This window comes from Pseudomonas gingeri (assembly GCF_013386115.1).
In the GTDB taxonomy this organism is placed as follows: Bacteria; Pseudomonadota; Gammaproteobacteria; order Pseudomonadales; family Pseudomonadaceae; genus Aquipseudomonas; species Aquipseudomonas gingeri.
The window spans coordinates 498,165-515,524 of record NZ_JACAOR010000013.1 but is presented as its reverse complement, the minus strand read 5'-3'; the positions used below and the strand labels follow the sequence as shown (position 1 = coordinate 515,524).

The following is a 17,360-nucleotide window of genomic DNA, read 5'->3' as shown; positions in this document are numbered from 1 at the left end:
CACACCGCAGGCCTCAATGTGGGAGCGGGCTTGCCCGCGAAGCTTTTCAGCGGCCTCAACGGCCGCTGCGCGGGCAAGCCCGGCTTCTGCAGGCGCGCGGGCGCCCTCGCGGTTGTCACAAACACCCTTCACCCTGACGCCGACTCAACCAACCGAGAGACCCATGGGCTGGACCAACCGCCACAAAATCCTGCCATTTCTCAGCTGGCTGCCCCGGCAAACCCGCACCAGCGTCCGCCGTGACCTGGTGGTGGGGCTCAGCGGCGCCATTCTCGCGCTGCCACAATCCGTCGCCTACGCCCTGATCGCCGGCCTGCCGCCGGAATACGGGCTGTACGCGGCGATCATTCCGGTGCTGATCGCTTGCCTCTGGGGCTCGTCGTGGCACCTGATCTGCGGCCCCACCGCCGCGATCTCCATTGTCCTGTTCGCCAGTGTCAGCCCCCTGGCGGTGCCCGGCAGCCAGGACTACATCACCCTGATCCTGCTGCTGACCTTTATCGCCGGCATCTTCCAGTGGCTCCTGGGCATGCTGCGTTTCGGCGCCCTGGTGAACTTCGTCTCCCATTCGGTGGTGCTCGGCTTCACCCTGGGTGCCGCCGTGGTCATCGCCCTGGGACAACTGCCCAACCTGCTGGGCATCGACGTGGCGAACCAGGCCACCGCCCTCAACAGCCTGCTGGCGCTGGTACGGCATGTCGGCGAGCTGGATCGCCCGTCGCTGGCCCTCGGGCTCGGCACGCTGCTGGTCGGCCTCGGCCTCAAGTCGCTGCTGCCGCGCTGGCCGACCCTGCTGATCACCCTGGTCCTCGCCAGCCTGCTGGTCTGGTTGTGGCCGGGGATGTTCGGCCATGTGCAGCTGGTCAAGGGCTTCGCCGGGCGCCTGCCGCCGTTCAGCCCGCTGCCGCTGGATATCGAGACGGTCCTGCGGCTGCTGCCCAGTGCCGTCGCCGTGGGTATGCTCGGACTGGTGACCAGCCTGTCGATCGCCCGGTCGCTGTCCGCGCGCTCCCAGCAATTGCTCGACGCCAACCAGGAAGTCCGCGCCCAGGGCCTGTCGAACATTGTCGGCAGCCTGTTTTCCGGCTACCTGTCCGCCGGCTCGTTCACCCGCGCCGCCCTGAGCTACGAAGCCGGGGCCTGCTCGCCGCTGGCCGGGGTGTTCTCGGCGTTATGGGTGGCGTTGTTCGCGGTGTGCGGCTCGGCGCTGATCGCCCATATTCCGATTCCGGCCATGGCCGGCAGTATTTTGCTGATCAGTTGGGGCCTGGTGGATCATCGCGGGATCCGCGCGCTGTTCCGGGTCAGTCATGCCGAGTTCGCGGTGATGGCCCTGACCTGCGTGGCGACCTTGCTCCTGGAATTGCAGACGGCGATCTATGCCGGGGTGCTGGCGTCGCTGTTCTTCTACCTCAAGCGCACCTCGCAGCCACGGGTGCAGCATTGGCGCGATGGCGACGAAGATGTGCTGCGGGTCGGCGGGTCGATCTTCTTCGGCGCCAGCCATTACCTGCAGGTGCGCCTGCAACGGCTGCATGGCCCGCGGGTGGTGATCGAGGCGCAGCAGATCAACTTCATCGACTATTCCGGGGTGGAAATGCTGCACCAGGAAGCCCGGCGCCTGGCGCGGGACGGGCGCAGCCTGACCCTGAGAAAGGCACGGGCCCCGGTGATCGAGGAACTGGTCAAGCTGGAGGGTGTGGATAAGTGCCCGATCCGCTTCGAGGACTGAACGCACTCGTCCCCTCAGACACTCATCCTGTGGGAGCGGCGTTCCGACAAGCCCGCTCTCACAGGTTTCAGTTCAGAAGGTTTCGGCTCAAAGGGCAAGCAGGCGCCGCAGCTCCGCCAACACCGGCGCCGTGTCCGGGCGCACGCCACGCCACAGCAGGAAGGCTTCCGCCGCCTGCTCGGCCAGCATGCCCAGGCCATCCATCGCCACGGCCGCGCCCTGCGCGCTGGCCCAGCGGCAGAACGCGGTCGGCTCCTTGCTGTACATCATGTCGTAGCAGAAGGTCTTGCCCGGCTCGATCAGGCTCGGCGCAATCGGCGGCACATCGCCCGACAGGCTGGCCGAGGTGGCGTTGATGATCAGGTCGACCGGTTCGCGCAACCAGTCGAGGCCGCTGGCGGACACCGGCCCCAGGTCGGCGAACAGTTCGGCCAGCAACTCGGCTTTCTCGACGGTGCGGTTGGCGATGATCACCGATGCGGGCTGCTGCGCCAGCAACGGCTCCAGGACCCCGCGCACCGCGCCACCGGCGCCCAGCAACAGGATGCGCTTGCCCTGCAGGCTGAAGCCGGCATTCACCGTCAGGTCGCGGACCAGCCCGGCACCGTCGGTGTTGTCGCCCAGCAGGCTGCCATCGGCCAGCTTGCTCAGGGTATTCACCGCTCCCGCGCGCTGCGCCCGTGGCGTCAGGCTGGCGGCCAGGCGAAAGGCCTCTTCCTTGAACGGCACCGTGACGTTGGCGCCGCGCCCGTCCTGGAAGAACGCCCGGGCACAGCCGGAAAAGTCATCCAGCGGCGCCAGCAGGGTGCTGTAGTCCAGTTGCTGGGCGGTCTGTTCGGCGAACAGACGGTGGATCAGCGGCGACTTGCTGTGGCCGATGGGGTTGCCGAAGACGACATAACGATCCATCAGGCAGCCCCCTGCGCCAACCAGTCGCGATCCTGCAGGAAGTAGTCGGTCAGGCGTGCCTCTTCGCTGCCCGGAGCGGCTTTCCAGTCATAGCCCCAGCGTACTTGCGGCGGCAGCGACATCAGGATCGATTCGGTACGCCCGCCCGATTGCAGGCCGAACAGGGTGCCGCGGTCATAGACCAGGTTGAATTCCACGTAACGGCCACGGCGGAACTCCTGGAACTCGCGCTGCTGTTCGGTCCAGGCCGCCGCCTTGCGCCGCTGCACGATGGGCAGGTACGCCTCGATATAGGCATCGCCGATGGCACGCATGAAGGCGAAGCTGGTGTCGAAGTCCCACTCGTTCAGGTCGTCGAAGAACAGGCCGCCGATGCCCCGTGGCTCGTTGCGGTGCTTGATATGGAAATAGCTGTCGCACCAGGCCTTGTAGCGCGGGTAGACATCCGCCCCGAACGGTGCGCAGGCCTGCTCGGCCACGCGGTGCCAGTGCACGCAGTCCTCTTCGTTGCCGTAGTAGGGCGTCAGGTCGAAGCCGCCACCGAACCACCAGACCGGTTCTTCACCGGCCTTTTCGGCGATGAAGAACCGCACGTTGGCGTGGGACGTCGGCACATGGGGGTTGTGCGGGTGAATCACCAGGGACACCCCCAGCGCCTCGAAACCGCGCCCGGCCAGCTCGGGCCGGTGGGCACTGGCGGACGGCGGCAGGCCGCTGCCGAAGACGTGGGAGAAATTCACCCCGCCTTTCTCGATGACCTCGCCGTTCTCGATCACCCGGGTCCGGCCACCGCCGCCGGCGGGGCGCGTCCAGGCATCCTCGACGAAGCGCGAACCGCCATCTTCGGCTTCCAGCGCAGCGCAGATACGGTCTTGCAGGTCGAGCAAATAGGCTTTAACGGCCTCGGTGCGGGTAGTCATGGCATCACCTTGAATCGGGCAAAGCTACGCGGCACGTCGGGCGGCCGGCGGCAAGGGGGGGCGTAGCATAACACTGCCCTCGCCACCGTCGCAGTTGACGAAGGTCAAATGAAAGAGTCCGATAGACTCTTCGCGCAGCCTCAAGATGAAAACTGCCCAAGGAGAGTATCGATGGCCAAACGCATCCAGTTCCGTGCCCATGGTGGCCCCGAAGTCCTCGAATATGTCGACTACACCCCCGCCGAGCCAGGCCCGCAGCAGGTACGGGTACAGAACAAGGCCATCGGCCTGAATTTCATCGACACCTACTGGCGCAGCGGCCTGTATGCACCGCCGAGCATGCCGTCCGGGCTGGGTGGCGAGGGCGCGGGCATCGTCGACGCGGTGGGTAGCGAAGTCACCGGGTTCAAGGTCGGCGACCGCGTCGCCTATGGCACCGGCCCGCTGGGCGCCTACAGCGATTTCCACCTGTTGCCGGCGGCCCACCTGGTCAAACTGCCCGAACAGATCAGCTTCGAACAGGCGGCGGCCGTCATGCTCAAGGGCCTCACGGTGCAGTACCTGCTGCGCCAGACCCATGAGCTCAAGGCCGGCGAAACCGTGCTGTTCCACGCCGCGGCTGGCGGGGTCGGGGCGTTGGCCTGCCAGTGGGCCAAGGCCATCGGGGCGAAGCTGATCGGTACCGTGAGCTCGCCGCAGAAGGCGGCCTATGCCAAGTCCCTCGGGGCCTGGGAAACCATCGACTACAGCCATGAAGACGTGGCGAAGCGGGTGCTGGAGCTGACGGACGGCAAGAAGGTCCCGGTGGTCTATGACGGGGTCGGCAAGGACACCTGGCTGACGTCCCTCGACAGCCTGGCGCCACGGGGCCTGCTGGTGAGCTTCGGCAACGCCTCCGGGGCGGTGGACGGCGTCAACCTGGGGATCCTCGCGGCCAAGGGCTCGCTGTACGTGACCCGGCCGACCCTGGGCACCTACGCCAGCAACCCGCGGCAACTGCAGGCCATGGCCGATGAGTTGTTCGGGCTGATTATCGGCGGGCAGTTGAAGATCGAGATCGGCGCGCGCTACAGCCTGGCCGAGGCGGCCAAGGCGCAGACCGAGCTGTCGGCACGGCGGACCACTGGCTCGACGGTGCTGTTGCCTTAAGACAGAGGCATCCGCATCGATCGTTCCCACGCTCCGCGTGGGAACGCCTCTTGGGAGGCTCCGCGTCCGCTGTTGTGACGCAGAGCGTCACGGGCTGCATTCCCACGCAGAGCGTGGGAACGATCAATGAATCTGCTCACACCGGACTCAGGCCGGGCGCACCACCTTGCCGGTCGCCAGGTCGCGGATCAGGCTCGGGTTCTTGCGCCCGCCGAGGCGGCCACCCAGCACCAGGTCGAGCTGGCCGCGGAAATACTGCTCCACTCGCAGACGGGTCTTCGCCGCAGGGCGCCCTTGCGGGTTGGCGGAAGTGGAAATCAGCGGCCCCACCAGCGAACACAGGTCGCGTACCAACGGATGATCACTCACCCGCAGTGCCACGGTGTCGTGCTGGCCGGTCACCCATTCCGGCAACAGATCCTGATGCGGCACCAGCCAGGTATTGGGCCCCGGCCAGGTGCTGGCCATGCGATCGAGCCAGGTTTCCGGAAAGTCTTCGAACAGGAAATCGAACTGCCGGATATTGTCGGCGACCAGGATCAGGCCCTTGTCCACCGAGCGATTCTTGATCGCCAGCAGCCGATCCACCGCCTCTTCGTTCCAGGGATCGCAGCCCAGGCCCCAGACCGCCTCGGTTGGATAGGCAATCACCGCTCCTGCGCGAACTTCTCGTGCGGCTTCTTGCACACGCCAACTCTTGACCATTGCTCGTTTCTCCGGATTCAACGCTGCTCGCAGTTTACTCAGGTACGGCTACCTCATGCGAGCTAACCAGCGTCCGCCTTCATTGGCAACCCGGCCTTCCAGTTCCAGCTCGGTCAGACTCGCCAGCACCCGCGACAGGTTCCAGCCACAGGCCAGCGCCAGGCCTTCGCTGGTGTGCGGCGCCGCGTGCAGCAAGGCCAGCAGCGGGTGATCGGAGGCGGCGGACGGCGTGCTGGCGGCAACCCGCTGCCAACCGCGCAGGTTCTGCAGGATATCGTCGACCGTCTCCACCAGCACCGCGCCATCGCGGATCAGCTGGTGACAGCCCCGTGCACCGGGATGGTGGATGGATCCGGGAATCGCGTAGACCTCGCGGCCCTGTTCCGCCGCGAGCCGGGCGGTGATCAGCGAGCCGCTGGCGACACTGGCCTCCACCACCAGCACGCCAAGGGACAAGCCGCTGATGATCCGGTTGCGCCGGGGGAAGTTGCCCGGATGCGGCGGGGTATCCAGGGGGAACTCGGAAACCACCGCACTGCCGCGCTCGATCATGGCCTGCGCCAGCGTCCGGTGGCGCTGTGGATAAAAATTCCCGAGGCCGGTGCCGAGCACGCCGATGGTCAGCCCGCCGACATCCAGCGCGGCCTGATGGACAGCGCCATCGATGCCCAGGGCAAGGCCGCTGGTGATGACAAAACCGGCTCCGGCGAGGCTGCGGGAGAACGCTGTGGCAGTGTCCATGCCCGGCTTCGAGGCACGCCGACTGCCGACCAGCGCCAGTTGCGGCTTGTCCATGATCGTCGGGTCGCCGGCCACGAACAGCAGCGGCGGAGCATCGTCCACCTCGGCGAGCAAGGCCGGATAATCAGCCTGGTCCCACATCAGCAGATGCTGGTTCGAGCGCTCTAGCCAGCCCAATGCAGCGCTGGCGCCGTCGCGCACGGCAGGGCTGCGGCGGGCCTCGGCACTGCTCGCGGGCAACCCCAGCGAACGCCAGGCGGCGGCGGGCGCGCTCAGGGCGGAAGAGGCCGAGCCAAAGGTTTCGATCAGCGTGCGAAAGCGCCTCGGACCGATATCCGGCAGGCGATGCAGGCGCAGGCGGGCTTCCAGTTCCGCCGGCGACAGGGAGGGACTCACAGACAGCGACATTCGATCATCCTTGATCCGTGGCGGTCGTGATCCGGCAGGAACAAGCTGTGGATAACTCTGTGAGTAACCTGTTTAGCCTGCTAACGAAATCCGCCCAAGCTGAAGACACCTGTAGGAGCTGGCTTGTCAGCGATAGCGATGCAAGATTCACCACAGTCATAGCTGGCAAGCCAGCTCCCACAGACAGGCATTACGGATTGCGCACCTTGTCCAGCACTGCCAGCGACCGCGTGGCATTGAGTACCAAACCATAGCTGAGCTTTTCGTAGGTGCGGAACACCATCAGCAGGCCCGAACGCTCGTCGGGAATCTTCACCGGCTGCCCGGTGACGCGGTCGCGAACCGTCTCGCCGGTCTTGTACACCGCGAGAACATTGCCTTCGGCCAGTCCATCGCGGCGGCCCTTGTCGATCGTGACCACGTCCATGACCCCGATCTGTGTAACACCCCGTGGCACATCTATGATCACGCCGCTGATCTGCGCCTGGGGAGCGCTGGGCATGAAGGTCGAGGTGATCGGCCGTTCCTCGCTGACGAACAGCCGGTCGCCGAGACGCACTTCCTCGGTGGTGCGGCGCAGCGTCAGGGTGCCGACATCGCCTTCGGTCGCCAACAGCTCGCCCGTGCCGACGTCGTCGGCGTTGATGCCGAGGAACTCCTTGGTCTGTGGATCCGTGTAGACCTTGCCCTGGCGGAACAGGCCATACACCGAATGCGTCGGGTCGAACGCGCCACGGGCATAGATCCGGTCGCCCATGCCGCTGAGCACCCGCTCGTTGCTGCCGGCGAGGATATACGGGGCTTTCTTGAAGTCCTCGGGGCTGTCGACGATGCGGTTGCTCAGCAGGAACGCGTTGATCTTTTCCAGCGGAATGCTGGGGATCGCGTCCGCCACCGGCGAACTGCGCACCTGCGGCGACAGCTTGATGGTGCCGCGCGAAGCGCCGCGCTCGACCACCAGCCGCGGCTGGCCGTCGACGAACTGCAGCGTCAGGATGTCGCCCGGGTAGATCAGGTCCGGATTGGCGATCTGTGGGTTGGCGTGCCAGATTTCCGGCCACTTCCAGGGTTCGCGGAGAAATTTCCCGGAAATGTCCCAGAGTGTGTCGCCACGCACCACGGTATAGCGCTGTGGATAACCGTCCTTGAGTTGCACTTGCGCCTGCACGACACCGGTAAAGGCCAGCAGCAGGGCGAGTAGTGTTTTCCTCATGCAGTGAATCCCTTTATTATGTGCCTTCGCGTGAAACGCCAGAGCCCCCGCGGCTCGCTCCCAGGGAGAACGTTTTACAACGGTAGCCGAATCCCGCCGGGATATTCGGCAGCCGTCTCTGACTTTACCTCACATGTGCAGCAATTACGCCTATGGCCATTTTAAACATCCTCGAATTTCCAGACGCGCGCCTGCGCACCATCGCCAAGCCCGTGGCCGTGGTGGACGACAAGGTGCGGCAACTGATCGATGACATGTTTGAAACAATGTATGAAGCCCCGGGCATCGGCCTGGCGGCCACCCAGGTCAACGTGCATCAACGTATCGTGGTCATGGACCTGAGCGAAGATCGCAGCGAGCCACGGGTGTTCATCAACCCCGAGTTCGAACCGCTGACCGACGAAATGGGCGAGTACCAGGAAGGCTGCCTGTCGGTGCCGGAGTTCTACGAGAACGTCGAACGCCCGACACGCGTACGGATCAAGGCCCTGGACCGCGACGGCAAGCCGTTCGAACTGGAGGCCGATGGCCTGCTGGCGGTGTGCATCCAGCATGAATGCGATCACCTCAACGGCAAGCTGTTCGTCGATTACCTGTCCACGCTCAAGCGCGACCGGATCAAGAAGAAGCTGGAAAAGAAACACCGCCAGAACGCCTGATCCCTTCATCCCAAAGGCTTGCTGCGGCAAGCCTTTTCTTTTTCAAGCGAGCTTTATCTATGACTGAGCCATTGCGCATCGTCTTTGCCGGCACCCCCGAGTTCGCCGCCGAACACCTCAAGGCCCTGCTCGACAGCCCTTACGAGATCGTCGCGGTCTACACCCAGCCGGACCGTCCGGCCGGGCGCGGGCAGAAGCTGATGCCGAGCCCGGTCAAGCAACTTGCCCTGGAACACGGCATCGCCGTGCTGCAGCCGCCGACCCTGCGCAACGCCGACGCCCAGGCCGAACTGGCGGCACTTGAGCCGGACCTGATGGTGGTGGTCGCCTATGGTCTGATCCTGCCGCAGGTGGTGCTGGATATCCCGCGCCTGGGTTGCATCAACAGCCACGCCTCGCTGCTGCCGCGCTGGCGCGGTGCCGCGCCGATCCAGCGCGCGGTGGAAGCCGGCGACCGCGAAAGCGGCGTGACCGTGATGCGCATGGAAGCCGGACTCGACACCGGGCCGATGCTGCTCAAGACCGTCACCCCGATCAGCGCCGAAGACACCGGTGGCAGCCTGCATGATCGCCTGGCCGAACTCGGCCCGCCGGCGGTCCTGCAAGCCATCGCCGGCCTGGCCGCCGGAACCCTCGACGGTGAAGTCCAGGACGACAGCCTGGCCACCTACGCCCACAAGCTGAACAAGGACGAGGCGCGCATCGACTGGAGCCGTCCGGCGGTCGAGCTGGAACGACTCGTTCGCGCCTTCAATCCCTGGCCGGTGTGCCACAGCAGCCTCAACGGCGAAGCGGTGAAGGTCCTCGCCGCCAGCGTCGCCGAAGGCCAGGGCCGGCCGGGTGAAATCCTCGCCGCCAGCAAGGACGGCCTGATCGTCGCCACGGGTGCCGCCGCCCTGTGCCTGACCCGCCTGCAACTGCCCGGCGGCAAGGCCCTGAACTTCAGCGATCTGTTCAACAGCCGCCGCGAGAAATTCGCCCTCGGCACGGTGTTCGGCCAATGAATCCGCGTCTGGCCGCCGCCAAGGCCCTGACCGCCGTGCTCAACGGCAAGGCCTCGCTCAACAGTTCGTTGCCGCTGCAACTGGACAAGGTCGAGGCCCGCGACCGTGGCCTGACCCAGGACCTGGCGTTCGGCACCGCCCGCTGGCAGCCTCGGCTGTCGGCGCTGGCGCTGAAGCTGCTGCAGAAACCCTTCAAGGCCGCTGACGCCGATGTCGAGGCGCTGCTGCTGGTCGGTCTCTACCAGTTGCTCTATACCCGCATCCCGGCCCACGCCGCCATTGGCGAAACCGTCGGCTGCGCGGAAAAACTGAAGAAGCCCTGGGCCAAGGCCCTGCTCAACGCCGTACTGCGTCGCGCGCAAAGGGAGAGCGAAGCGTTGCTGGCCGAGCTGGAACACGACCCGGTGGTGCGTACCGCCCACCCGCGCTGGCTGCAGAAATCCCTGAAGGCCTTCTGGCCCGAGCAGTGGGAAGCCATCTGCGCGGCGAACAACGCCCACCCGCCGATGATCCTGCGGGTCAACCGCCGTCACCACAGCCGCGATGCCTACCTCAAGCTGCTGGCCGATGCCGCGGTCGCCGCCCGGCCTTGCGACTACAGCCGCGACGGCATCGTCCTCGACGAAGCCTGCGACGTGCGCAACCTGCCGGGCTTTGCCGAAGGCTGGATCAGTGTCCAGGACGAAGCCGCGCAACTGGCCGCCGACCTGCTGGACCTGGCCCCCGGCCAACGGGTGCTGGATGCCTGCTGCGCTCCTGGCGGCAAGACCTGTCATATCCTCGAAGCCGAGCCGCGACTGGCCGGTGTGGTCGCCGTCGACCTGGAGGCCAAGCGCCTGGTACGGGTGCGCGAGAACCTCGAGCGCCTGGGCCTGGCCGCCGAGCTGATCGCCGCCGATGGCCGGGACACCGCGACCTGGTGGGATGGCAAGCCGTTCCAGCGGATTCTCCTGGATGCGCCATGCTCGGCCACCGGGGTGATCCGTCGCCATCCGGATATCAAGCTGACCCGCCAACCCGACGACATCGCCGCCCTGGCCGCCCTGCAAGGCGAGCTGCTGGACGCGATGTGGACGACCCTCGACGTCGGCGGCATCCTGCTCTATGCCACCTGCTCGACCTTGCCGACGGAAAACACCGAGGTGATCGCAGCGTTCCTGGCCCGCACCTCCGGGGCCCGCGAGCTGGATATCGCCGGTCCGTTCGGCATCAGGCAGCCCCACGGTCGCCAACTGCTGGCCCAGGAAGGCGGCCACGATGGTTTCTACTACGCCAAACTGATCAAGATCGCTGCCGCGCGCGGCTAACCGGGTTGAACGGAGTCATCCGATGAAAATCATCATTCTCGGCGCGGGACAGGTCGGCGGCACCCTGGCCGAGCACCTGGCCAGCGAAGCCAACGACATCACCGTGGTCGACACTGACGGCGAGCGCCTGCGCGACCTCGGCGACCGCCTGGATATCCGTACCGTCCAGGGCCGTGCCTCGTTCCCGACGATCCTGCGCCAGGCCGGCGCGGATGACGCCGACATGCTGGTGGCGGTGACCAACAGCGACGAGACCAATATGGTCGCCTGCCAGGTCGCGCACACCCTGTTCCATACCCCGACCAAGATCGCCCGGGTGCGCGAGGCCGCCTACCTGACCCGCGCCGGCCTGTTCGACAACGACGCGATCCCGGTGGACGTACTGATCAGCCCCGAACAGGTGGTCACCCATTACATCAAGCGCCTGATCGAATACCCCGGCGCCTTGCAGGTGATCGACTTCGCCGAGGGCAAAGCCCAGCTGGTGGCGGTCAAGGCCTACTACGGCGGGCCGCTGGTAGGCCAGCAACTGCGCCAGTTGCGCGCGCACATGCCGAATGTCGACACCCGGGTGGCGGCGATCTTCCGTCGCGACCGGCCGATCATGCCCAAGGGCGATACGGTGATCGAAGCCGATGACGAGGTGTTCTTCATCGCCGCCAAGGCGCATATCCGTGCGGTGATGAGCGAAATGCGCCGGCTCGACGAGAGCTACAAGCGCATCGTCATCGCCGGCGGCGGGCAGATCGGCGAGCGCCTGGCCGAAGCGATCGAAAGCCGCTACCAGGTGAAGATCATCGAGATGAACGCGGCACGCTGCCGTCATCTGTCCGATACTCTCGACAGCACGGTGGTCCTGCAGGGCAGCGCTTCGGACCGCGACCTGCTGATGGAAGAGAACATCAACGACGCCGACCTGTTCCTGGCCCTGACCAACGACGACGAGGCCAATATCATGTCGTCGCTGCTGGCCAAGCGCATGGGGGCGAAGAAGGTGATGACCATCATCAACAACCCGGCCTATGTCGATCTGATCCAGGGCGGCGATATCGACATCGCCATCAGCCCGCAACTGGCGACCATCGGCACCTTGCTCGCCCACGTACGGCGGGGCGATATCGTCAGCGTGCACTCGTTGCGCCGGGGCGCGGCGGAAGCCATCGAGGCGATTGCCCATGGCGATGCGAAGTCGAGCAAGGTGATCGGCCGGGCCATCGAAGATATCGCGCTGCCGCCCGGGACCACCATCGGGGCGATCATCCGCGACGAAGAAGTGCTGATCGCCCATGACGATACGGTGATCCAGGCCGGCGACCATGTGATCCTGTTCCTTGTGGACAAGAAACATATCCGCGATGTGGAAAAGCTGTTCCACGTCGGCCTGAGTTTTTTCTGAAGGGAGGCACCGATGCTCGAATCACTGGAAAAAATGCTCGCCAAGGGTGTGGATAACTCGTTGCTGCGCTTCGGCCTGGGCAAGGGTTACCTGGATCTTGGCGACAACGCCAGGGCCGCCGAGCACCTGCAACACTGCGTGACCTTCGATCCGAAATACTCCGCCGCCTGGAAACTGCTGGGCAAGGCCCATCAGGCCGCCGGCGACACCGACGCCGCGAAACAGGCTTGGGAACAGGGACTGGACGCCGCCCGCGCCCATGGCGACAAGCAGGCGGAAAAGGAAATGACGGTGTTCCTGAAAAAGCTGGAAAAGGCCGCGCTCAAAGATCGATGAAGCGCAGGCCGATGCCCTCGGCGTCGACCCGGATCACTTCCATGCGAATACGCGGCGCGGCCACCGGCAAGTCCTGCACCTGGCCATAGACCACCGTCCCGGTCGGCAGGCGCGACAGGCCCGGGTGCTGCACGTATACACCCTTGCTGGAAAGATTGCGCGTCTGCCCCAGGCATTCGCCAATGCTCGGGTGCTGGATCTTGATACGCAGGTAATTCTTGTTATCGGACATCTATTGCGCCCTTGGATAAAGCCGTTGTGGATAAATCACTGGCGATTTTATCCACAGATCATGCCAATGAGGTGTTTCAGTACCAGCGTTGTTCACCCGCCGGACGCTTCTTGAAGCGCTTCATGCTCCACATGTACTGGCTCGGATAGGCCCGCACATAACGCTCGACGACCTGGCTCATGGCTGCCGCCGAAGTCTCTGTATCGGCGCTGTACATGGCTTCTGGAGCCGCTTCGAGAATCACCTTGAAACCCGAACCGTCGGGCAGGCGCAGCGCATGCAGGAACACTCCGACCGCCTTGCCGCCGGCGAGCATGTTCGGCACGAACTTGCTGGTCAGGGCCATGGTGCCCAGGAAAGGCACGAAGATCCCGGCGGATTCGGCCGGTTCCGGGTCGGCGGGGATGCCCACCGCACCACCTTTGCGCACTTCCTTGATGACGCTGAGGATGCCTTCCTTGGTCGAGGCCGCCACCCGGTTGCCCAGTTGCACCCGCTGTTTGCGCAGCAGCTCATCGACCGCCTTGAGCTTGGGCGGGCGGTAGAAAATGATCGGTTTGCACTGGTTGCAGTAGAAGTGATTGAGCACTTCCCAGTTGCCCAGGTGGCTGGTGATGCCGACCACGCCCTTGCCCGAGGCCAGGGCGTCCCTGAGCACGTCGAGGCCTTCGACTTCGCGCACCAGGTCGATGGAACGCTGGGCCGGCCAGATCCAGGCACAGGCGCTTTCGGTCAGGGACTTGCCGATGTCCTTGAGGCTCTGTCCGACCAGTTGCTCGCGGGCCACCGGGTCGAGCTCGGGGAAACACTTCGCCAGATTGATCCGCACCACTTCGCGGGAACGGTTGGGCAGCTTCCACATCAGCCAGCCGATGGCCGCGCCGACACGCTGCACGGCACGCCAGGGCAGCATCGCGAACAACCGCAACGCCCCCACCAGCATGGCGCCTTTAAACTTTTCCACAGGTCACTCCCGGTGTGCTCACTCGTCAGCCGGCTATTGTAGCCGTGGCACGGCCAGCGCGGCATAGCTATGACAATCGGTGGTGTGGTCCATGACCATCCCCGAGGCCTGCATGAAGGCGTAGCAGATGGTCGGGCCGACAAAGCTGAAGCCGAGCTTCTTCAGGGCCTTGCTCATGGCTTCGGCCTCGGGCGTGACGGCCGGGACCTCGCTGCGATCCTTGAAGTGGTGAATCCGCGGCAGGCCGCCGACAAACGACCAGAGCAGGGCCACCGGGTCCTTCGTCTGCAACCAGGCCCGGGCGTTGCGCCGGGCCGCGTTGAGCTTCAGGCGATTGCGCACGATGCCCGGATCGAGCATCAGGGTCTCGATGTAGTCGTCGCTCATTTGCGCGATTTCGCGCACGTCGAAGCCGAACAGGACCTTGCGATAGTGCTCGCGTTTTCTCAGGATCGTGATCCACGAAAGCCCGGCCTGGAACCCTTCGAGCAAAAGCAACTCGAACAATCGCTGCTCGTCGCGCAGCGGTACGCCCCACTCCTGATCGTGATAGTCCATGTACAAAGGCTCGTCGTTGCACCAAAAGCAGCGTGGCATAAGGCTCCAAGGGGGTGGAGGCGCGACCGAATCGGGTATACTCCCGCCTTTTAAATCGCAGCCCAAGTAACAGGTGAATTTCGTGAGCCAGCCTACGCCAGCCGTGCGTACCTTCCAAGACTTGATCCTCGCCCTCCAGCAATACTGGGCTGAGCAAGGTTGTGTGGTACTTCAGCCCTACGATATGGAAGTAGGCGCCGGCACTTTTCATACCGCCACGTTCCTGCGCGCCATCGGCCCGGAAACCTGGAACGCCGCCTACGTACAACCCAGCCGCCGCCCGACTGACGGCCGCTACGGCGAAAACCCGAACCGCCTGCAGCACTACTACCAGTTCCAGGTGGTCCTGAAGCCGAACCCGGAAAACTTCCAGGAACTGTACCTGGGCTCCCTCAAGCGCGTCGGCCTCGACCCGCTGGTGCACGACATCCGTTTCGTCGAAGACAACTGGGAATCGCCGACCCTCGGCGCCTGGGGCCTGGGCTGGGAGGTCTGGCTCAACGGCATGGAAGTCACCCAGTTCACCTACTTCCAGCAGGCGGGCGGCATCGAGTGCTACCCGGTCACCGGCGAAATCACCTACGGCCTCGAACGTCTGGCGATGTACCTGCAGGGCGTCGATTCGGTCTACGACCTGGTCTGGGCCGACGGTCCGTTCGGCAAGGTGACCTATGGCGATGTGTTCCACCAGAACGAAGTGGAGCAATCGACCTACAACTTCGAACACGCCAACGTCGAGAAGCTGTTCGAACTGTTCGATTTCTATGAAAGCGAAGCCAAGCGCCTGATCGAACTGGATCAGCCGCTGCCGTTGCCGAGCTATGAAATGGTCCTCAAGGCCTCGCACACCTTCAACCTGCTGGACGCGCGCCGGGCCATCTCGGTGACCGCACGCCAGCAGTACATCCTGCGTGTGCGCACCCTGGCGCGTTCCGTCGCCCAAGCCTATCTGCTGGCACGCGCCAAGCTGGGCTTCCCGATGGCAACCCCGGACCTGCGTGATGAAGTGTTGGCTAAGTTGGAGGCGGCACAATGAGTGCGCAAGATTTTCTGGTAGAACTGGGCACTGAAGAACTGCCACCCAAGGCCCTCAATACCCTCGCCGAGGCGTTCCTCGCCGGGATCGAAAAAGGCCTGCAGAGCGCCGGCCTGAGCTTCGAAGCCAAGCAGGTCTACGCCGCGCCACGGCGCCTGGCCGTCTTGCTGAGCCAGTTGCAGACCCAGCAACCAGACCGCAGCATCAACCTCGACGGCCCGCCACGCCAGGCCGCCTTCGATGCCGAAGGCAACCCGACCCAGGCCGCCCTGGGCTTCGCCAAGAAGTGCGGCGTCGAGCTGAGCGAAATCGACCAGAGCGGGCCGAAGCTGCGCTACAGCCAGAACATCCCCGGCAAGCCGACCGCCAGCCTGCTGCCGACCATCGTCGAAGACTCGCTGAACGACCTGCCGATTCCCAAGCGCATGCGCTGGGCCGCGCGCAAGGAAGAGTTCGTCCGTCCGACCCAATGGCTGGTGATGCTGCTCGGTGACCAGGTCATCGACTGCACCATCCTCGCCCAGAAGGCCGGTCGCGATTCCCGTGGCCACCGTTTCCATCATCCGCAAAGCGTGCGTATCGGTTCGCCGGCCAGCTACCTCGACGACCTGCGCGGCGCCTACGTGCTGGCCGACGCCAACGAGCGTCGCGAGCTGATCAGCAAGCGTACCGCGGAGCTGGCGACCCTGCAGGAAGGCACCGCCATCGTGCCGCCGGCCCTGCTGGACGAAGTTACCGCCCTGGTCGAATGGCCGGTGCCGCTGGTGTGCTCGTTCGAAGAGCGTTTCCTCGACGTGCCCCAGGAAGCCCTGATCACCACCATGCAGGACAACCAGAAGTACTTCTGCCTGCTGGACGTCGATGGCAAGTTGCTGCCGCGTTTCATCACGGTCGCCAACATCGAGAGCAAGGACCCGCAGCAGATCATCGCCGGCAACGAGAAAGTCGTACGCCCGCGCCTGACCGACGCCGAGTTCTTCTTCAAGCAGGACAAGAAGCAGAAGCTCGCCGACTTCAACCTGCGCCTGCAGAACGTGGTGTTCCAGGAGAAGCTGGGCAGCGTCTACGACAAGGCCGAGCGCGTCTCGAAACTGGCCGCCTTCATCGCCCCACGGATCGGCGGCGACGCCCAGCGCGCGGCCCGTGCCGGCCTGCTGTCCAAGTGCGACCTGGCGACCGAGATGGTCGGCGAGTTCCCGGAGATGCAAGGTATCGCCGGTTACTACTACGCCCTCAATGACGGCGAGCCGGAAGACGTCGCCCTGGCCCTGAACGAGCAGTACATGCCGCGCGGTGCCGGTGCCGAACTGCCGACCACCCTGACCGGTGCGGCCGTGGCGATCGCCGACAAGCTCGACACCCTGGTGGGCATCTTCGGTATCGGCATGCTGCCGACCGGTAGCAAGGACCCCTATGCCCTGCGCCGTGCCGCCCTGGGCGTGCTGCGGATCCTGATCGACAAGAAGCTCGACCTCGACCTGATCGAAACCGTGGCCTTCGCGGTCAGCGCTTTCGGTGCCAAGGTCAAGGCCGCCGGCCTCTCGGAACAGGTGCTGGAGTTCATCTTCGACCGCCTGCGTGCCCGTTACGAAGACGAAGGCGTGGACGTCGCGACCTACCTGTCGGTACGTGCCCTGAAGCCGGGTTCGGCCCTGGACTTCGACCAGCGCGTGCAAGCGGTGCAGAAATTCCGCCAGTTGCCGGAAGCCGCAGCCCTGGCCGCCGTGAACAAGCGCGTATCGAACCTGCTGAGCAAGGCCGAAGGCAACATCCCGACGACCGTCGAGGCGAAGTACTTCGACAACGCCAACGAGTTCTCGCTGTACTCGGCGATCCAGCAAGCGGACCAGGCTGTCCAGCCGATGGCCGCAGCGCGCCAGTACAACGAATCGCTGGCCCGCCTGGCCGCCTTGCGCGAGCCGGTGGACGCGTTCTTCGAAGCGGTGATGGTCAATGCCGACGACGCCAATGTGCGGGCCAACCGCTACGCGCTGCTGGCACGCCTGCGGGGCCTGTTCCTCGGCGTCGCCGACATTTCGCTGCTGGGCTGAG

At 65.0% G+C, this 17,360-nt stretch carries 17 protein-coding genes; 9 read left to right on the top strand and 8 right to left on the bottom strand.

Annotated elements, in window-relative coordinates:
• The first annotated feature begins 163 nt into the window (after window positions 1–163).
• A complete protein-coding gene (locus tag HX881_RS26455; protein ID WP_017129257.1) occupies window positions 164–1,732 on the top strand; it encodes a SulP family inorganic anion transporter in 1,569 nt (522 codons plus the stop codon).
• A gap of 87 nt (window positions 1,733–1,819) precedes the next feature.
• Here HX881_RS26455 and aroE read toward each other — a convergent pair whose 3' ends face one another.
• Together aroE and hemF are read right to left on the bottom strand one after the other, a co-directional pair.
• Window positions 1,820–2,641: a shikimate dehydrogenase gene (aroE, locus tag HX881_RS26450; RefSeq protein WP_177087377.1), complete on the bottom strand. Its 822-nt coding sequence runs from the start codon at window positions 2,639–2,641 to the stop codon at window positions 1,820–1,822.
• The gene (hemF, locus tag HX881_RS26445) at window positions 2,641–3,561 is read right to left on the bottom strand and encodes an oxygen-dependent coproporphyrinogen oxidase (protein WP_177087375.1); all 921 of its coding nucleotides are present in this window, start codon (window positions 3,559–3,561) and stop codon (window positions 2,641–2,643) included. The genes aroE and hemF overlap by 1 nt, the downstream gene beginning before the upstream one ends.
• A gap of 171 nt (window positions 3,562–3,732) precedes the next feature.
• Between hemF and HX881_RS26440 the strand changes: the two genes are divergently transcribed.
• Complete coding sequence (locus tag HX881_RS26440) at window positions 3,733–4,710, top strand: NADPH:quinone reductase (protein ID WP_017129260.1); 978 nt, start codon at window positions 3,733–3,735, stop codon at window positions 4,708–4,710.
• A 147-nt stretch (window positions 4,711–4,857) separates the two neighbouring features.
• Here the strand turns inward: HX881_RS26440 and tsaC are convergent, their stop codons facing one another.
• The 3 genes from tsaC to HX881_RS26425 all read right to left on the bottom strand — a co-directional run bounded on the left by tsaC (window position 4,858) and on the right by HX881_RS26425 (window position 7,777).
• Window positions 4,858–5,415, bottom strand: coding sequence for an L-threonylcarbamoyladenylate synthase type 1 TsaC (gene tsaC / locus HX881_RS26435; RefSeq protein ID WP_042937003.1), 558 nt, complete (start codon window positions 5,413–5,415; stop codon window positions 4,858–4,860).
• A gap of 48 nt (window positions 5,416–5,463) precedes the next feature.
• Window positions 5,464–6,564 (bottom strand): DNA-processing protein DprA, encoded by a 1,101-nt coding sequence (dprA, locus tag HX881_RS26430; protein WP_177087373.1) that lies wholly within the window; start codon window positions 6,562–6,564, stop codon window positions 5,464–5,466.
• 190 nt (window positions 6,565–6,754) lie between these two features.
• Window positions 6,755–7,777, bottom strand: coding sequence for a LysM peptidoglycan-binding domain-containing protein (locus HX881_RS26425; RefSeq protein ID WP_177087371.1), 1,023 nt, complete (start codon window positions 7,775–7,777; stop codon window positions 6,755–6,757).
• Window positions 7,778–7,929: 152 nt separating this feature from the next.
• Here HX881_RS26425 and def point away from each other — a divergent pair, with 152 nt between their 5' ends.
• From def to HX881_RS26400, 5 genes are read left to right on the top strand one after another with little or no spacing between them, the layout of a single operon-like run.
• On the top strand, window positions 7,930–8,436 hold the full coding sequence (def, locus tag HX881_RS26420; protein WP_017129264.1) for a peptide deformylase: 507 nt from the start codon (window positions 7,930–7,932) through the stop codon (window positions 8,434–8,436).
• 59 nt (window positions 8,437–8,495) lie between these two features.
• Window positions 8,496–9,440, top strand: coding sequence for a methionyl-tRNA formyltransferase (gene fmt / locus HX881_RS26415; protein WP_042937005.1), 945 nt, complete (start codon window positions 8,496–8,498; stop codon window positions 9,438–9,440).
• On the top strand, window positions 9,437–10,747 hold the full coding sequence (gene rsmB / locus HX881_RS26410; RefSeq protein ID WP_017129266.1) for a 16S rRNA (cytosine(967)-C(5))-methyltransferase RsmB: 1,311 nt from the start codon (window positions 9,437–9,439) through the stop codon (window positions 10,745–10,747). The genes fmt and rsmB overlap by 4 nt, the downstream gene beginning before the upstream one ends.
• A 22-nt stretch (window positions 10,748–10,769) precedes the next feature.
• The gene (gene trkA / locus HX881_RS26405; RefSeq protein ID WP_017129267.1) at window positions 10,770–12,143 is read left to right on the top strand and encodes a Trk system potassium transporter TrkA; all 1,374 of its coding nucleotides are present in this window, start codon (window positions 10,770–10,772) and stop codon (window positions 12,141–12,143) included.
• 12 nt (window positions 12,144–12,155) lie between these two features.
• Entirely contained in the window at window positions 12,156–12,479 is a 324-nt protein-coding gene (locus HX881_RS26400) for a tetratricopeptide repeat protein (protein ID WP_177087369.1), read from the top strand.
• On the opposite strand, the gene HX881_RS26395 is transcribed toward HX881_RS26400, so the two are convergent.
• The 3 genes from HX881_RS26395 to HX881_RS26385 all read right to left on the bottom strand — a co-directional run bounded on the left by HX881_RS26395 (window position 12,466) and on the right by HX881_RS26385 (window position 14,272).
• Window positions 12,466–12,711 (bottom strand): PilZ domain-containing protein, encoded by a 246-nt coding sequence (locus HX881_RS26395; protein WP_017129269.1) that lies wholly within the window; start codon window positions 12,709–12,711, stop codon window positions 12,466–12,468. The two genes, HX881_RS26400 and HX881_RS26395, sit on opposite strands and share 14 nt — an antisense overlap.
• Before the next feature lie 76 nt (window positions 12,712–12,787).
• Window positions 12,788–13,675 carry a lysophospholipid acyltransferase gene (locus tag HX881_RS26390; protein ID WP_017129270.1) on the bottom strand — a complete coding sequence of 296 codons (888 nt, stop codon included), beginning with the start codon at window positions 13,673–13,675 and terminating at the stop codon, window positions 12,788–12,790.
• Between the two features lie 33 nt (window positions 13,676–13,708).
• On the bottom strand, window positions 13,709–14,272 hold the full coding sequence (locus HX881_RS26385; protein ID WP_042937008.1) for a DNA-3-methyladenine glycosylase I: 564 nt from the start codon (window positions 14,270–14,272) through the stop codon (window positions 13,709–13,711).
• Between the two features lie 82 nt (window positions 14,273–14,354).
• Between HX881_RS26385 and glyQ the strand changes: the two genes are divergently transcribed.
• Window positions 14,355–15,308 (top strand): glycine--tRNA ligase subunit alpha, encoded by a 954-nt coding sequence (gene glyQ, locus HX881_RS26380; RefSeq protein ID WP_042937010.1) that lies wholly within the window; start codon window positions 14,355–14,357, stop codon window positions 15,306–15,308.
• A complete protein-coding gene (gene glyS / locus HX881_RS26375; protein ID WP_177087367.1) occupies window positions 15,305–17,359 on the top strand; it encodes a glycine--tRNA ligase subunit beta in 2,055 nt (684 codons plus the stop codon). Before glyQ ends, glyS begins: the two co-directional genes overlap by 4 nt.
• The last annotated feature ends 1 nt before the right edge of the window (window position 17,360 follow it).

What these genes read in the sequence shown, in the direction of transcription:
- trkA (WP_017129267.1), top strand. Translation starts at nt 10,770, where the DNA reads ATGAAAATCATCATTCTCGGCGCGGGACAGGTCGGCGGCACCCTGGCC.
- HX881_RS26440 (WP_017129260.1), top strand. Translation starts at nt 3,733, where the DNA reads ATGGCCAAACGCATCCAGTTCCGTGCCCATGGTGGCCCCGAAGTCCTC.
- HX881_RS26455 (WP_017129257.1), top strand. Translation starts at nt 164, where the DNA reads ATGGGCTGGACCAACCGCCACAAAATCCTGCCATTTCTCAGCTGGCTG.
- HX881_RS26395 (WP_017129269.1), bottom strand. Translation starts at nt 12,711, where the DNA reads ATGTCCGATAACAAGAATTACCTGCGTATCAAGATCCAGCACCCGAGC.
- HX881_RS26425 (WP_177087371.1), bottom strand. Translation starts at nt 7,777, where the DNA reads ATGAGGAAAACACTACTCGCCCTGCTGCTGGCCTTTACCGGTGTCGTG.
- fmt (WP_042937005.1), top strand. Translation starts at nt 8,496, where the DNA reads ATGACTGAGCCATTGCGCATCGTCTTTGCCGGCACCCCCGAGTTCGCC.
- rsmB (WP_017129266.1), top strand. Translation starts at nt 9,437, where the DNA reads ATGAATCCGCGTCTGGCCGCCGCCAAGGCCCTGACCGCCGTGCTCAAC.
- dprA (WP_177087373.1), bottom strand. Translation starts at nt 6,564, where the DNA reads ATGTCGCTGTCTGTGAGTCCCTCCCTGTCGCCGGCGGAACTGGAAGCC.
- glyS (WP_177087367.1), top strand. Translation starts at nt 15,305, where the DNA reads ATGAGTGCGCAAGATTTTCTGGTAGAACTGGGCACTGAAGAACTGCCA.
- tsaC (WP_042937003.1), bottom strand. Translation starts at nt 5,415, where the DNA reads ATGGTCAAGAGTTGGCGTGTGCAAGAAGCCGCACGAGAAGTTCGCGCA.
- def (WP_017129264.1), top strand. Translation starts at nt 7,930, where the DNA reads ATGGCCATTTTAAACATCCTCGAATTTCCAGACGCGCGCCTGCGCACC.
- HX881_RS26400 (WP_177087369.1), top strand. Translation starts at nt 12,156, where the DNA reads ATGCTCGAATCACTGGAAAAAATGCTCGCCAAGGGTGTGGATAACTCG.
- HX881_RS26385 (WP_042937008.1), bottom strand. Translation starts at nt 14,272, where the DNA reads ATGCCACGCTGCTTTTGGTGCAACGACGAGCCTTTGTACATGGACTAT.
- hemF (WP_177087375.1), bottom strand. Translation starts at nt 3,561, where the DNA reads ATGACTACCCGCACCGAGGCCGTTAAAGCCTATTTGCTCGACCTGCAA.
- aroE (WP_177087377.1), bottom strand. Translation starts at nt 2,641, where the DNA reads ATGGATCGTTATGTCGTCTTCGGCAACCCCATCGGCCACAGCAAGTCG.